The organism is Haloferax sp. SDI50 (genome assembly GCF_059802635.1).
In genome coordinates this window covers 464,538-479,640 of sequence record NZ_JBPULL010000001.1, presented here as the reverse complement: position 1 = coordinate 479,640, position 15,103 = coordinate 464,538, and the positions used below count along the sequence as shown (strand labels likewise).

13 protein-coding genes are annotated in these 15,103 nt (G+C 69.3%); 5 read left to right on the top strand and 8 right to left on the bottom strand.

Annotation, left to right across the window (positions count from 1 at the left end):
• Window positions 1–15: 15 nt before the first annotated feature.
• Window positions 16–1,374, bottom strand: a complete 1,359-nt coding sequence (locus tag ACSR87_RS02495) for an NRAMP family divalent metal transporter (RefSeq protein ID WP_498529373.1) — start codon at window positions 1,372–1,374, stop codon at window positions 16–18.
• A 143-nt stretch (window positions 1,375–1,517) separates the two neighbouring features.
• Between ACSR87_RS02495 and ACSR87_RS02490 the strand changes: the two genes are divergently transcribed.
• Window positions 1,518–3,383 (top strand): PAS domain S-box protein, encoded by a 1,866-nt coding sequence (locus ACSR87_RS02490; RefSeq protein WP_498529372.1) that lies wholly within the window; start codon window positions 1,518–1,520, stop codon window positions 3,381–3,383.
• Here the strand turns inward: ACSR87_RS02490 and ACSR87_RS02485 are convergent.
• The 3 genes from ACSR87_RS02485 to ACSR87_RS02475 form a co-directional block, all read right to left on the bottom strand.
• Window positions 3,344–3,715: a tautomerase family protein gene (locus ACSR87_RS02485; protein WP_498529371.1), complete on the bottom strand. Its 372-nt coding sequence runs from the start codon at window positions 3,713–3,715 to the stop codon at window positions 3,344–3,346. The two genes, ACSR87_RS02490 and ACSR87_RS02485, sit on opposite strands and share 40 nt — an antisense overlap.
• A 16-nt stretch (window positions 3,716–3,731) precedes the next feature.
• Window positions 3,732–4,844, bottom strand: a complete 1,113-nt coding sequence (locus tag ACSR87_RS02480; RefSeq protein WP_498529370.1) for a pyridoxal-phosphate-dependent aminotransferase family protein — start codon at window positions 4,842–4,844, stop codon at window positions 3,732–3,734.
• 151 nt (window positions 4,845–4,995) lie between these two features.
• The gene (locus tag ACSR87_RS02475; protein ID WP_008576012.1) at window positions 4,996–5,985 is read right to left on the bottom strand and encodes a ring-cleaving dioxygenase; all 990 of its coding nucleotides are present in this window, start codon (window positions 5,983–5,985) and stop codon (window positions 4,996–4,998) included.
• A gap of 144 nt (window positions 5,986–6,129) precedes the next feature.
• Here ACSR87_RS02475 and ACSR87_RS02470 point away from each other — a divergent pair, with 144 nt between their 5' ends.
• Window positions 6,130–7,014: an aldo/keto reductase gene (locus ACSR87_RS02470; protein WP_008576013.1), complete on the top strand. Its 885-nt coding sequence runs from the start codon at window positions 6,130–6,132 to the stop codon at window positions 7,012–7,014.
• Window positions 7,015–7,055: 41 nt separating this feature from the next.
• Window positions 7,056–7,805 (top strand): class I SAM-dependent methyltransferase, encoded by a 750-nt coding sequence (locus tag ACSR87_RS02465; RefSeq protein ID WP_498529369.1) that lies wholly within the window; start codon window positions 7,056–7,058, stop codon window positions 7,803–7,805.
• A gap of 7 nt (window positions 7,806–7,812) precedes the next feature.
• On the opposite strand, the gene ACSR87_RS02460 is transcribed toward ACSR87_RS02465, so the two are convergent.
• The 4 genes from ACSR87_RS02460 to thiE all read right to left on the bottom strand — a co-directional run bounded on the left by ACSR87_RS02460 (window position 7,813) and on the right by thiE (window position 11,054).
• Window positions 7,813–8,610, bottom strand: a complete 798-nt coding sequence (locus ACSR87_RS02460) for an HpcH/HpaI aldolase family protein (RefSeq protein WP_498529368.1) — start codon at window positions 8,608–8,610, stop codon at window positions 7,813–7,815.
• A 78-nt stretch (window positions 8,611–8,688) separates the two neighbouring features.
• Entirely contained in the window at window positions 8,689–9,528 is an 840-nt protein-coding gene (gene thiD, locus ACSR87_RS02455; RefSeq protein ID WP_498529367.1) for a bifunctional hydroxymethylpyrimidine kinase/phosphomethylpyrimidine kinase, read from the bottom strand.
• Window positions 9,529–10,425: a hydroxyethylthiazole kinase gene (thiM, locus tag ACSR87_RS02450; protein ID WP_008576017.1), complete on the bottom strand. Its 897-nt coding sequence runs from the start codon at window positions 10,423–10,425 to the stop codon at window positions 9,529–9,531. It lies immediately after the preceding gene.
• Complete coding sequence (gene thiE, locus ACSR87_RS02445) at window positions 10,422–11,054, bottom strand: thiamine phosphate synthase (RefSeq protein WP_498531022.1); 633 nt, start codon at window positions 11,052–11,054, stop codon at window positions 10,422–10,424. Before thiE ends, thiM begins: the two co-directional genes overlap by 4 nt.
• Before the next feature lie 148 nt (window positions 11,055–11,202).
• Here thiE and ACSR87_RS02440 point away from each other — a divergent pair, with 148 nt between their 5' ends.
• A complete protein-coding gene (locus ACSR87_RS02440) occupies window positions 11,203–11,778 on the top strand; it encodes a flavodoxin domain-containing protein (protein ID WP_498529366.1) in 576 nt (191 codons plus the stop codon).
• 115 nt (window positions 11,779–11,893) lie between these two features.
• Complete coding sequence (locus ACSR87_RS02435) at window positions 11,894–15,094, top strand: FAD-binding and (Fe-S)-binding domain-containing protein (protein ID WP_498529365.1); 3,201 nt, start codon at window positions 11,894–11,896, stop codon at window positions 15,092–15,094.
• Window positions 15,095–15,103 lie beyond the last annotated feature (9 nt).

Genomic DNA, 15,103 nt, shown 5'->3' with positions numbered 1-15,103 from the left:
CGCCCGCGGTTCGGGTCAGGCCGCGGTCGGTCGCCCGACCGTCTCGCGGACGAACTTCCCGAGCAGGCCGAGCGTCGCCGCCCCCATCGCCGCGGCGAAGACGACGACGAAGACGGAAAGCGGGTCGCCGAGGTCGGAAAGCGCCCGCGAGCGGACGAAGTTCGCGGCGAGAACCGTCGTGACCGCGAACAGGACGACGCCGCCGAGGTTCGCCAGCGTCGAGTTCGGCTCCGAGACCGCGTCGCCGTTGAGTAAGACGAGCACGACGGCGATGGCGAACGGCGTGCCGACGAGGCCGAACGCCAGCACCAACACGAGAAGCGGGAAGAAGGCCCCGCCGAGGAACGCGCCGACGCCGGAGAACAGCGCCACGCCGGCGAGGAGCGCGCGGTAGCGGCCGTCCGAGAGGTCCGTCCCCCAGCCGAGTTTGTCGGCGACGAGGAACGGCGGGACGACGGTGTTGCCGCCGAGCGTGGAGACGGCCGCGCCCAAGAGGCCGAGCAGGAACAGCCACTTGGCGTTCGCGCCCGCAATCGGGCCGAGCGCCTGCGCGGCCGCCACCGCCGTGAGGTCGCCCGCGGCCACCTCGGGGCTGTGGAGGACGCTCGCGGCGACGAGGAAGATGGCGAGGCTGTAAACGCCGAAGGCGACGAGCATCGACGCGCCCACGTCGAACGTCGCCAGCCCGTAGTCGCGGGTCGTCCAGCCGCGGGCGCGCATCGTGTACGAGTGCATCGTGATGAGCGTGATGTGGACCGCGCCGCCGAGGATGCCGGCGGCGACGAGCGCGCCGTCGACGCCGGACGGGATGCGAGGGACGAGCCCGCCGGCCGCGGCCGCCGGGTCGATGGGAACCAACACCAGCGACGCGAGAAACGCGACGACGACGGCCGCCACGAGTCCCTTCGCGAGGAGTTCGACGAAGCGGTAGCCGCGCCCGGCGAGGCCGGCGGCGAGGACGACCGCCCACACGACGCCCCAGACGCGGGCGTCGACGCCGGTTATCGTCGCGCTCACGTTCGCGAGGCCCTGCATGATGACCAACTGAGCCAGCCCCGCGGCCAGCACCGCGTCGGCGACGAGCACCCACGCCCAGCCGTCGCCCAACTCGCGTTCCACGACCGAGACGATGCCGTCCTCCGTGAGCAGGCCGAGCCGCATCGAGAGATACTGTGCCGACGCCCCGAGCACCGCCGAGAGCACGACGACCCACAGCATCGCGTAGCCGAACGTCGCGCCGGCCGTGAGCACGGTCGCCATCGTCGCCGGCCCCGCCGCCACGGCACCGGCGACCCACGACGGCCCCATCTCCGAGAGATATCCCCGCCAGTCGCCGCCCGTCACCGCCGATACGTCGAGTCTGGGTTCGTTCATGCCGTCGTGGTCTCGGCGGTCGTCACAAAAGTGTTGCTACTGGGTGTTACAACCGAGTAATTCCCCGCGTCGCGGGGGGTGGCACGCGATGTTTTATCCGATGTTCGCGACAAACATAGATAATGAACGATGGTGTCGGCACAATGAGACTCCTCATCGCCGCTGACTCGGGCGTCGCGGCGGCGGTCACCGAGGCCGTCCGTCGGCGGCTACCACGGGTCGACATCGAGGAGGTTCGAACCGCGGCTGCGGGGCTGACACTGCTCGACGACGCCGATGCCGACGCCGGTTTCGACTGCGTCGTCTCGGCGGACGACGTGGGATCGACCGACGCGCTCGACTTCCTCGCCGCGGTTCGGAAGCGAGACGCCGCGCTGCCGTTTCTCGTCGTCGCCGGCGGGGACTGCGAGGTGACGGCGAGCGACGCCCTCGACGCCGGCGTCACCGACTACGTCCGGGTCCGAGGGCCGGAGGGGTACGACGAGGTGGCCGCCCGAGTCGAGCGGGCGGTCGCGGCGTCCGGCCGGCGACCGGTCGATCCGTCGGTCGTCTACGAACGCGTCTTCGAACAGATACTCGAGGGGGCGTGCCTGTACGACCGCGATGGGCGGTTCATACTCGTGAGCGACTTCTTCGCCGGACTCTACGGGGCGACGCCCGCCGAACTCGAAGGCGAGCGGAGCCGCCTCGTCGAGACGATTCGCGAGGAACGCCCGGGCGACCCGTATCAGCGGCTCTTGGACGGCGAGATAGACTCCCTCGAAGGCGAGACCGAACTCGTCACGCCGGACGGCGAATCGCGGATACTGAGCTATCGCTTCGCGCCGCTTCAGATGGCCGGTGAGGTCGTCGGCGTCATCGGCGTATCGAGGGACGTCACCGAACGACAGGAGCGAGAGCAGAAACTGAAGCGCGCCCGCGAGGAGTACCAAGAGCTCATCGACGGGATGAACGACACCGTCTGGGTCATCGACATCGACAGCCACATCCTCGCGGTGAACGAGACCGCGGTGGAGCTGCTGGGCTACTCGCGGGACGAACTCCTCTCGATGACGGTCCACGACATCGACGCGGGGCTCAGCGACGACGAGGCGTCGGCGCTCGTCACCCAGATGCCGACCGACGGGACGCAGGTGTTCGAAACGGTCCACCGGGCGAAAGACGGTCGAGAGATACCCGTCGAAATCAGTTCGAGCCTCGTGACCTACCGGGGGGAGACGGTCGTGTTGAGCGTCGCCCGCGACATCACGACGCGGAAGCGCTACGAAGCGGAGCTCCGCGAACAGAATCGCCTCCTCGAAACGCAGCGCGACGAGCTCGGGGTCCTGAATCAGGTCGTCCGCCACGACGTTCGCAACGACCTGCAGTTAGTGACCGCCTACGCGGAACTGCTCGCCGAGTACGTCGACGACGACGCGCGGGAGTACGTCGAAATCGTCCGGAAGCGTGCGAACCACGCGGTCGAACTGACGAAGACGGCCCGCGACATGGCCGAGATGATGAGCACCCGAGGGGTCGAGACCAAGCCGGTTCCCCTCCGGGGGGTGCTGGACGCGGAGCTCGCGTCGGTCCGCGACATGGCACCGGACGCGAACGTGGCGGTCGACGGCGAGGTGCCCCCGGTCACGGTGCTCGCCGACGACATGCTCGGCTCCGTCTTCCGAAATCTCCTGATGAACGCCATCCAGCACACCGACGAAGACGAGCCGACTGTCGACGTGTCCGTCACGCACGACGAGCGCGAAGACCGCGTCGTCGTCCGCGTCGCCGACGACGGCCGCGGCGTCCCGGACGAGCGGAAAGACGCCATCTTCGCCAAGGACGAAAAGGGGCTGGAGAGTCGGGGGACCGGGCTCGGACTGTACCTCGTGCAGTCGCTCGTCGAGAAGTACGGCGGCGACGTGTGGGTCGAGGACAACGACCCCAGCGGGTCCGTCTTCGCGGTCGAACTCCGACTCGTCGACGGCGGTCAGTCCGACTCGGACCAGTCGTCCCCGACGCGGTCGTAACCCATCATCTGGCTCCCCTCGTGTTCGGTGAAGACGACCTTCTGGTTCGACTCCGGCACGCCGAACCGCTCGGTGACGGCCTCGATGACCGCGAGGGCGAGGTCGCGCTTCCGGGTCGCCGTCCGGCCCGCCCGGATGTCGGCCTGCAAGACGACGGTCTTGTCTCCGGTCGCCCGGCCGAGATGAATCGCCCGGGCTTCGCGGACGCTGACGGCGGCGTAGTCGGTGTCGGCGTCCATCCATTCGGCGTACAACTCGGCCATCTCGGTCGCGAACTGGTCCGCCTCGCGCGCCGTGACCTCGAAGTCGAGGTCGAACTGGAGATGCGGCATCTGCGGCGGGGCTCCCCTACAGGTCCGCCACGTCTTCGATGGCGTCGGTCAGCGCCTTGATGGACTCCACGTCGTGTTCGCCCATGTGGCCGATGCGGAACGTCTTCTCCCCGAGCGCGGAGCCGTAGCCGTTCGAGAACGCCATGTCGTACTTCTCGTTGACCTCCTCGATGGTGGCGGCGACGTCGATACCCTGCGTGTTCTCGATGCAGGCGACGGTCTGGGACTCGTAGCCCTCCTCGGGGAACATATCGAAGTGCTCGTAGGCCCACTCGCGGGTGTACTCGGCCATCTCGCGGTGGCGCTTGTCGCGGCCCTCGTGGCCCTCGTCGAGCATGTGCTTCATCTGCTTGCGGTACGCGAGCATGATGGGAATCGCGGGCGTCGAGTGGGTCTGGCCCTTGCGGTCGTAGTAGTCGAGGGCGCGCTGGAAACCGCCGTACCACGACGCGGAGTCCTTCGACAGTTCGCGCTCGTAAGCCTCGTCGCTGACGGTGCAGATGGCCAGCCCCGGGGGCATGGCGAACGCCTTCTGCGACGAGGCGAAGATGACGTCGATGTTGTGCTCGTCGATGTCGACGTAGTCGCCGCCGAGGGCGGACACCGCGTCGACGACGAAGTAGGTGTCGGGGTACTCGGCGACCACGTCGCCGATCTCCTCGATGGGGTTGCGGACGCCGGTCGAACTCTCGTTCATCACGGTGGCGACCACGTCGTACTGCTTGTCGCTGGACTCCAGCGCCTCGCGGATGTCCTCGGGCTTGATGGCCTGGCCCCACTCGTACTCGATGCGGTCGACGTTCTTGCCGAGTCGCTCCGCGACGTTCGCGTGGCGCTCGCTGAAGCTCCCGCAGGTCGGCACGAGGATGTTCTCGTCGACGAGGTTGAGCGTCGAGGACTCCCAGATTTCGGTGCCCGACCCCGTGAGAATCATCACGTCGTTGTCCGTGCCGAGGAACTCCTTCGTGTCCTCGACGATGGTCGTATAGAGGTCGGTCATGCGGTCCATGCGGTGGCCGAACATCGGCTGGCACATCTCCGCGATGACGTCCTCGCGCACCTCGGTCGGACCGGGGATGTACAGCGTCTTGTCCTGATAGTCGTCCGTGTATTCGCGTTTTTCCGTCACGTCATCCACCTGAATACGGGTCACTGCGTCGTGGGCGATCATGGTACTTGTGATTGCGACACTCGTCGCAGTTGCTCAGGTGGTGTTAACACGGGACAAAACGGGGCGTCCACCGGGCGGGAACGGTGCCGGACCGGTTCGGGGTCGGGAGTCAGTCGTCGGCCTCGGCGGCCTCGGCCCGCGGCACCGTCACGTCGGTCAGGCCGGCCTCTATCTGCTCGCGCCGACCTTCGAACTCGCCGGGGAGGACGAGGCGGCCGCCGAGGTCGTCGAGGGGTTCGTCGGCGGTGTAGCCCGGGTCGCTCGTGGCGAGTTCGAACAGCACGCCGCCGAACTCGCGGAAGTAGACCGACCGGAACCAGTGGCGGTTGATTTGGGCCGTCGGGCGCAGGCCCTTCGACTGGACGGCCTTGCGCATCGCCTCTTGGTCCTCGTCGGTCGGCGTCTGGAAGGCGACGTGATGGACCGTGCCGAGGCCCTGTCGGCTGCTCTCGATGGTCGGCAGCACGTCAACGTACGTCCCGACGCTCCCGGTCGCGGCGAACCGCGTCCGCTCGTCGCCGGGGGTGTCGCCCTGCGCTTCCTCGGTGCCGACGCGCTCGAAGCCCATCGTTTCGAGGAGGTCTTCGGTGGGTTGGGGGTCGGCCAGCCAGAGCGTTACGGAGTGGAAGCCGCGAATCGCAACGTCTTCTGGGACGAACTCGGTCCACGGGACGGTCGGGTCGTCGTCGGGAATCTCGACTTCGACCAGTTCGACCGGGAGACCGTCGGGGTCGCTGAAGGGGAGGACCGTTTCACCGAATCGCTCGACTCGCTCGTCGTAGTCGACGCCGTACTCGTCGAATCGGTCCTCCCAGTAGTCGAGGCTCCCCTCGGGCACGCGGAACGCGGTCCGCGAGACCTGTCCGGTGCCGACCTTCCCCCGCGAGAGGTTCTCCCACGGGAAGAACGTCATGCTCGTGCCGGGGGTCCCCTCCGCGTCCGTGAAGAAGAAGTGGTACGTGCTGGGGTCGTCCTGATTGATGGAGCGCTTGGCGAGGCGGAGTCCGAGCGTCTCGACCCAGAAGTCGAGGTTCTCCTGCGGGTCGCCCGCGATGCAGGTGACGTGGTGGATGCCGGGTGTGGGCGTGATGTCTACCATGGCCGGTCCTACGGGCCGCAAGGACTTGAGTATCCGCTGACGCGAGTGTTACCGGGTCGCGGCGGCGTCATCGCCGCTCGCACGGACCCGGCAGTCGAATCGGTGAGACACACGTTTTTGCCCATCGACGATGACAGTCGAGATATGCAAACCCGCGCACTCGGCGACACCGGCCACGAGAGTAGCATCGCGACGTTCGGCGCTATCGCGCTCAACTGGCTCGAACAGGAGGGCGCGAACCAGATGGTCGAACACGTCCTCTCGAAGGGCGTCAACCACTTCGACGTGGCCCCGACCTACGGCGACGCGGAGCTCAAACTGGGGCCGAAGCTCCGCCAGCACCGCGAGGACATCTTCCTCGGCTGTAAGACCCAAGAGCGAGGGTACGAGGGCGCGAAACGGAAGCTCGACCGCTCGTTCGACCGCCTCGGCGTCGATTACATCGACCTCTATCAGGTCCACGGCCTCGAATACGAGTCCGAACTGGACGAAATCACGGCCGACGACGGCGCGCTCGCGGCCTTCCGCGAGGCGAAAAACGAGGGAAAAATCGGCCACATCGGCCTGACGAGCCACGGGAATCCGGGACTCATCCGCGACGCCATCGACCGCATCGACGATCTCGAAACGCTGATGTTTCCGCTGAACCCCGTCGTCGTCGGCAAGGGCGACGAGGAACACGACTACGAGGGCGTGTTCGAGGCGGCCGAAGAGGCCGGTATCGGCACGCTCGGCATCAAGGCGTTCGCCCGCGGCCCGTGGCCCGACACCGACGAACTGCCCGAGGCCGACCGACCGTTCCCCAACTGGTACGAGCCGGTCGACACCCCGAACGAAATCGCGGAGCGGTTCGACTTCGCGGCCGCGCAGGGCCTCACGAGCGTCGTCACGCCGGGCGACCCGAAGCTCGTCGCGATGGTTCTCGACGCCGCGACGCGGTACAACGGCATGGACGAGACGGCCCAGCGGTCGCTCGTCGAGCGCCTCCGCCACGACGAGAGCCCGGTGCCGGAGCAACTGCACCACTAGCGAGGCGAGACGACCCCCGCCTCGGGTTCCATCCGCCGCCAATGGACGTTCCAACGACCGTCACGGCCGCCCTCGACGACCGACCGGTCCGGGGCGCGGTCTGTCTGGAGGCCGGCGCGGGGACCGGAAACGCCACCGCCGGACTCCTCGACGCGGGCGCAAAACAGGTCTACGCCGTCACCAATGACCCCGAGCACGCGACAATCGTCCGCGACCGCGTGGCCCCGTCGCCGACGGAGCGAGCGAGGACCGCGGTGCTGGAGGCGGATGTTCGAAGCCTCCCGCTGGCGGACGACTCGGTCGATATCGTCACCGCCCACGGGCTGTTCAACCTCGTCGGTCCAGAGTCGGTCGCCGCCGTCGCGCGCGAGCTGACGCGGGTCGCCGCGCCCGGCTGTCACCTCGTCGTCGACGACTACGAACCGCTCCCCGACGACGCCGCGGTTCGGGAGCTGTTCGCGCTCGAAAACGCGGCGAGCCAGGTGGCCCGCGGGCGGCCCGCGCTGACGTTCTACCCGGCCGACGCGCTCGAGGCGCTGTTTTCGGGATACGGCTGGCGCGTCGACCGCGAGCTGACCCTGCTCGACCCGGTGCCGTGGTCCGAAAGCCACGTCGAGGCACACGCGTCGGTGGCGACATCGTTCGCGGCCGACGTTCCCGACCCGATGGGCGGGACGCTCGCCGCCGAGGCCGAGCGCGTCGCCGACGCGGTTGAATCGGAGTCCGCGGGCGAGATGTACAGCGTGGCGATGCGGCTGTCCGACTCGGCGGCGGCGGACGCTCCCGAATAGGCGGCCGCTACTCCCCGCGGTCGACTGCTGCGTCGTCGAGCCAGCCGTCGACGACGCCCTTGAGCACGCCGGTAGTACTGCCGAGATTGATGAGTTGATAGCCGTTTTCCGCCTTCTCGTTCACGTCGTCCATGCCGAACCCGAGACCGCCGACGGAGACGCCCGCATCGACCGCGGCCGAGCGGATGCGCTCGACCACCTCCTGCACGTCCGGGTGGTCTATCTCGCCGGGGTGGCCGAGCGCCACCGAGAGGTCGAACGGCCCGATGAAGACGAAGCCCAGTTCGGGCACGTCGAGAATCGCGTCGAGGTCCGCGAGCGACTCGGCGGTCTCGATAGTCACGCCGACGAGCGTCTCGCGGTCCTCGGCGGCCACGTAGTCGTCGGCGAGGCCCCACCGGCGAGCGCGGGGCGACGCGAGGCCGCGGTCGCCGGGGCCGTCGCCGTAGGTGAAGCGGGCCGACCGAACCGCCTCGCGGACCTCGTCGGCCGACTCCACGCGCGGGAGGAAGACGTTCCTGACGCCGAGGTCGAGGGCCTTGCGGACGAACTCGGGGTCGGTCGTCGGGAGTCGAACCAGCGGCTCGATGCCGGTTCGTTCCGCCGCGCGGAGGAGGTCTTCCATCGCGCCCGAGTCGAGCGGGCTGGGTCCGCCGTGTTCGAGGTCGAGCCACACGAAGTCGAGACCGAGTTCGCCGTAGAACTCCACGAGCGTCGGGCTGTAGGTGTTGTCGAGGACGCCGAGCGCGACGCCGCCGCTCTCGATTCGGGCGCGGAGCGCGTTCGATGATGGTGTCGCTACCATGTTCGTGATACGACACGTAGCCGGAAAAGGGGCGTGACGAGCGTCGGAGAGCCGCGTCGCCGGGTCGTTGGTCGTCCCTTACGACTCGTCGGGCGTCCAGCCGTCGCCGACGCCGACGAGATGGTTCACGCTCCCCGCGCCCTCGCCCACGTCGGCGGGTTCAGCGAGGGTCGCACGCGTGAACTCGATGCCGTGCCGAACCGCGTCTGTGAGGTCGTCGCCGCGGGCGAGACGGGCGGCGACGGCGCTCGAAAGCGTACACCCGGAGCCGTGGGTCGCAGCCGAGTCGATGCGCGGGTTGACGAACGTCGTCGTCTCCGTCGGCGTGACGAGCGTGTCGACCACGGTGTCGCCGTCGGTGGCGACGTGGCCGCCCTTCAGGAGCACGGCGTCGGCACCCCGGTCGAAGAACCAGTTGGCGGCCTCGGAGACGGCCGCCGGGGAGTCGGGGAACACGCCCGTCAGCGCCTCGGCCTCGTCGGCGTTCGGCGTGACGAGCGTCGCGCGCGCGAACAGGGCGTCGTAGGCGTCGACGGCGTCCTCGGCCAGCAGTCGGTCGCCGGAGGTGGCGACCATCACGGGGTCGAGAACGACCGGGCCGTCGTAGTCAGCGAGGCAGCCGGCGACCGTCTCGACGGCCTCGGCCGTCGCCAGCATCCCGAGTTTCACGGCGGCGATGTCGAAGTCGCCGGCGACGGCCTCGTACTGGGCGCGAATCGACTCGGTCGGGAAGACGTGCGACCCCTCGACACCGCGGGTGTTCTGGGCGGTCGCGGCCACGATAACCGACCCGCCGTAGACGCCGAGTCGGGTCATCGACTTCAGGTCGGCCTGGATACCCGCGCCGCCGCCGGAGTCGCTGGAGGCGATGGTGAGGGCGTACGGCGGCGTCTGCGGGTCGGGCGCGGTTCCCGGCATCTACCGCACCTCGATTCGGTCGATTCGGTCGGCGATGTCTGGCGTCGAGGCGTCCGCGAGTCCCGCGACCGCGTCGAGGAAGGCGATTTTGTAGCTCGCCGGGCCGCGGTAGTCCCCGAACGCGCCCTCGGCGGCGAGTTCGCCCGCGAGTCCGTACGCCGCGGTCCCGGAGAGCACCGCCGCAAGCGGGTCGTCGAGGGCGGCCCCGAACACGGCGAGCGTCGCGCCGAGCATACAGCCGGTGCCGACGACCGCGCCCATCATCGAGTGGCCGGTGTCGACCTCGAAAGCTGCCTCCTCGGTGGCGACGATGTCGGTCTCGCCGGAGGCGACGACGACCGCGCCGGTCTTCCGGGCGCACTCGACGGCCGCGGCGGCGATTTCGGCGTACTCCCCGACCGACTCGACGCCGCGGACCTCGGCGTCGTCGCCGGCGAGCGCGGATATCTCCCCGTAGTTGCCGTTGAGCACGTCCACGTCGAGGTCGGTGACGAGGCGGTCCGCGACCCGGTCGCGCGTCGGGGTCGCGCCGACGCCCACGGGGTCGACCACGAGGGGGACGCCGCGCTCGTTGGCGGCGCGACCGGCGGTCAGCATCGTCTCCTCGCCGGACTCGCTCACGGTCCCCATGTTGAGCAGACAGCCGTCCGCAATTCCGACCATGTCGCCGACCTCGCGCTCGTCGTCGGACATGACCGGCAGGCCGCCCCAGTAGAGCGTGACGTTCGCCACGTCGTTGACCGTCACGTCGTTCGTGACCGAGTTGATGAGCGGTTGCTCGCCCGCGACCGCGGCGAGCGCCTCGTCCAGCGCCACGTCGGGGACGCCGCCCGCACCGGTCGCGTCGTCCGAGCCGCCCGACCCACCCGCGCCGTCCGAGCCGTCGCGTCCGCTCATCGGCGGTTCCTCCCGGCGGCGACCGAATCAGCGAGGTAGCGGGTCGCGTCGGCGGGGTCGTCAGCGGCGGTGATGGCTGACACGACCGCGACGCCGTCGGCTCCGGCGGCGACCACGTCGGCGGCGTTGTCGGGCGTGACGCCGCCGATACCGACGAACGGAATCGAGACGGCGTCCGCGATGGCGGAGACGCGCTCGGTCCCGATTTCGGACTGCTCCGGGTTCGTCTCCTTCGTATCGGTGGCGAACACCGCGCCGACGCCGAGGTAGTCCGCACCGGCCTCCTCGGCGGCTCTCGCGCCCGCGACGGTCGAGACCGACCGGCCGACGATTGCGCCCTCGCCGAGCTGTTCGCGCGCGACCGAGACGGGCACGTCGTCGTCGCCGAGGTGGACGCCGTCGGCGTCGATGGCGGCCGCGATATCGACCCGGTCGTTGACGACGAGCGGGACGCCCGCGTCGGCCGTCACGGCGCGAACCTCGCGGCCGACCTCGTAGCGGTCGCGGGCGCTCGCGTGCTTCTCGCGGAGTTGAACGACGTCGACGCCGCCGTCGACCGCGGCCCGCACCACGTCCGGCGTCGACCGCCCGCCGGAGCGGTTCGACTGCGTGACCAGATAGGTTCCCATCGAGGTATTCATGAGTTGTATTTTGGAGTGATGCGGCGACGGGGAAAACAGTTCCTCCTCCGGGCGTCGTCCGGCCGGATTCCCGGCGGCTGAGAGCTGCCGGCTGCCGTTATGGTGTGAGAGAGCTAACAGGAACGCGGTGAGCTGTATGGGGACGATACTCGTCGCGTACGGGAGCAAGGAGGGACAGACCGAGAAGATAGCCGGGCGCATCGCGGTGGCGCTGGCGGCCCACGGACACGACGTGCGGACCGAATCGGTCGACGACGCCGCCGCCGCCGAGGCGCTCGCCGCCGCCGACGCGGTGCTCGTCGGGTCGTCGATTCATCTCGGCGCGCACTCGAAGTCGGTGTACGGGTTCGTCCGCGAGCACCGCGACGACATCGAGGCGCGGCCCAACGGCTTCTTCCAAGTGTCGCTGTCGTCGGCGCTCGACGACGCGGACGCCCGCGCCGAAGTCGCGACGTACATCGACGAGTTCATCGAAGAGAGCGGCTGGCACCCCGAGCGGATGGCCGCGTTCGGCGGGGCGCTTCGGTACTCCGAGTACGGCTTTCTCACCCGGCTGGTGATGAAGCGCATCGCCACGGACGCGACCGGCGACACGGACACGTCTCGGGACTACGAGTACACCGACTGGGACGAAGTCGAGTCGTTCGCCGCCGACTTCGCCGAGTACGTGGAATCGACCGCCGGCACCGCCGCGGGCGGCGCGGCGGTCTGAGCGGGCGCGGCGACCCGGGGGAGACGAACCCGACCCGCCGCGACCGACTACCGCTTCGGGCAAACGTGGCGAGCCACACACAGGTTTTTGCTATCTTGCACGATTATAGATGATAATGTCTGGTGACGGCCCTTCACGGGCGACACGAATCACGGCGGAGACGGACGGCGAGAGACGGGGCGACTTCCGGCGATTTCAGGAGTCGCGCGACTACGATGTGGCGGACGTAGCCGAACACGCCGACCTCGCCGCCGACCTCCGGGACGTCGTCTCCGGCGAGGTGCGATTCGACGAGTACGCGCAGGTGCTGTACGCGACCGACGGCTCGATTTACCGGGCGCGCCCGGCGGGCGTGGTCGTCCCCCGCGACGAGGACGACGTTCGCGCCGCGGTGCGGACGGCGGCCGAACACGACGTGCCCGTGCTCCCGCGCGGGGCGGGGTCGTCGCTGGCGGGACAGACCGTCGGCCCCGGCTGCGTCGTCGTCGACTGCTCGAAGTACATGGACGAAATCGTCCGCGTGGACCCCGACGCGCGGCGGGCGCGGGTCCAACCCGGCGTGGTGCAGGACGACCTCGACGACCGCCTCGCGGACCACGGCCTGAAGTTCGCGCCGGACCCCGCCTCCTCGAACCGAGCGACCGTGGGCGGCGGCATTGGCAACAACTCCACGGGCGCGCACTCGGTCCGCTACGGCATCACCGACGCTTACACCGAGGAGTTGCGGGTCGTCCTCGCGGACGGGTCGGTCGTCCACACCCGCGACGTGGTCGTCGGGAGCGACGAGTGGGACCGCATCGTCGGCAAGGACGACCGCGAGGCCGCCCTCTACCGGACCGTGCTGGGTCTCGTCGAGGACCACGAGGCGGAAATCGAGCGGCGGTATCCGAGCCTCAAGCGGTCGGTGTCGGGCTACAACCTCCACAAAGTCGTCTCCGAGACCGACGACGGCGAGACGGTGGTCAACCTCTCGAAACTGTTCGTCGGCGCGGAGGGCACCCTCGGCGTCGTCGTCGAGGCCACCGTGTCGCTCGTGACGGTCCCCGAGGAGACGGCGCTCGTCCTCTACGCCTACGACGACCTCGTGGAGGCGATGGCCGCGGTCCCCGACGCGCTCGACTTCGACGCCAGCGCGGTCGAACTCATGGACGACGAGGTGTTGCGGATGGCCGCCGAGTCCAGCGAGTACGCCCAGTACGTCGAGGAGATTCCCGACGGGACGGCGGCGACGCTGATGCTGGAGTTCGATTCGGAACTGCACGACGACTTCGAGGCCGTGATTCGCGAGGCGAACGACCACTTCCTGCGAGACGGCGACGCCGGGTCGGCGGCGGGTGACGTGCCGGCGGCGGGCGACGACACCGACGACGCCGACGACACCGACGCCGACGACGGCGGCGCGTTCGAGGCCATCGAGGCGTACACGCCCGCGGCGCAGGCCGACCTCTGGAAACTTCGCAAGGCGGCGATACCGCTTCTCATGTCACTGCCGGGCGACCCGAAGCCCTACCCGTTCATCGAGGACGCGAGCGTCCCACCCGAGGAGTTGGCGGAGTACGTCCAGTCGTTCGAAGACGTGTTAGAGGACCACGGCACGTCGGCCGCGTACTTCGCCCACGCCGGCGCGGGAACGCTCCACATCCGCCCCATCCTGAATCTGAAAGACGGCGGGGGCATCGAGACGATGCGCGCCATCACCGACGACGTGACCGACCTCGTGTTGGACCACCGCGGGGCCTTTTCTGGCGAGCACGGCGACGGAATGGCCCGGACCGAGTGGAACCCCAAGATGTACGGTCCGGAACTCTGGGGCGCGTTCAAGGAACTGAAGACGGCGTTCGACCCCGACTGGCGCATGAACCCCGGCAACGTCGTCTACCGCGACGGCCCCGGCGACCCCGGCCCGGACGGCGACCGCGGCGTCGGCGCGGACATGCGCGAGCACCTCCGGTACGGCGCGGCCTACCAGTCCATCGAGCCCGCGACGACGCTCGACTTCTCGGACGAAAACGGCTTCTCGCACCTCGTCGAACTCTGTAACGGCTGCGGTACCTGCCGACAGACCGGGTCGGAGACGATGTGTCCGACCTACCGCGCCTCGAAGGACGAAGCCGAGACGACCCGCGGGCGGGCGAACATGCTTCGGGCGGCCATCTCGGGCGACCTCCCGGAGGACGAGATTCACTCGGACCGCTTCCAAGAGGAGGTCCTCGGGCTCTGCGTCGGCTGTAAGGGCTGTCAGAACGACTGCCCGACCGGCGTCGATTTGGCGAAGCTCAAAGCCGAGGTGAAACACGCCCACCACGCCGAGGAAGGCGCGTCGCTTCGCGAGCGCCTGTTCGCCAACATCGACCGACTGGCCGGCGTCGGCAGCGCCCTCGCGCCCGTCTCGAACTGGGCGGCCGAACTCCCGGGCGCGCGGGCCGCGATGGAGCGACTCGCGGGCGTCGCTTCCGACCGGTCGCTCCCGTCGTTCACCCGCGACACGCTCGAATCGTGGATGGACGGGCGACGGCCCCGCGTCCCGGCGAGCGAGGCCGACCACCGCGTCCTCCTGTTTCCCGACACCTACACGAACTACGTCACGCCCGAGATTGGCAAGGCGGCGGTTCGCGTGCTGGAGGCCGCCGGCGTCCACGTCCGCCTCGCGGAGGGCGTCGAACCGAGCGGTCGCGCCGCCTACTCCGGCGGCTTCCTCGACCTCGCGCGGCGGCGCGCGGGTCACAACGTCGAGACGCTCCGCCCGTCGGTGGAAAACGGCTGGTCGGTCGTCTTCGTCGAGCCCTCCGACGCGGTGATGTTCCAAGACGAGTACGCCGACCTCCTGCCGGACGACGCGGTCGCCCCGGTCGCCGCGGCCGCCTACGGCGTCATGGAGTTCCTCGACACCTACCGGCTGGACGAGGCCCTCCCGATTCGCGGGCGCTCGGCCGACGGCGACGACGCGGCCGGACCCGTCGCCTCCGCGGTCGCTGACGGCGGTACGCTCGGCTCGCTCACCTATCACGGCCACTGCAACCAGAAGGCGCTGAACAGGGACCACCACGCGGTGGGCGTCCTCCGGCGGGTCGGCTACGAGGTCGACCCGCTGGATTCGAGCTGCTGCGGCATGGCCGGGAGCTTCGGCTACGAGGCCGAACACTACGACCTCTCGAAGGCCATGGGAGACATCCTGTTCGAGCAGGTCGACGACAGCCCGGGAGACGAGGTGGTCGCCCCCGGCGCGTCGTGTCGGACGCAACTCGAAGACAGGGACGACGCGGCGCGGCGACCGCCGCACCCGATAGAGAAGGTCGCGCAGGCGCTGTCGGGCTGAGCGGGCGCG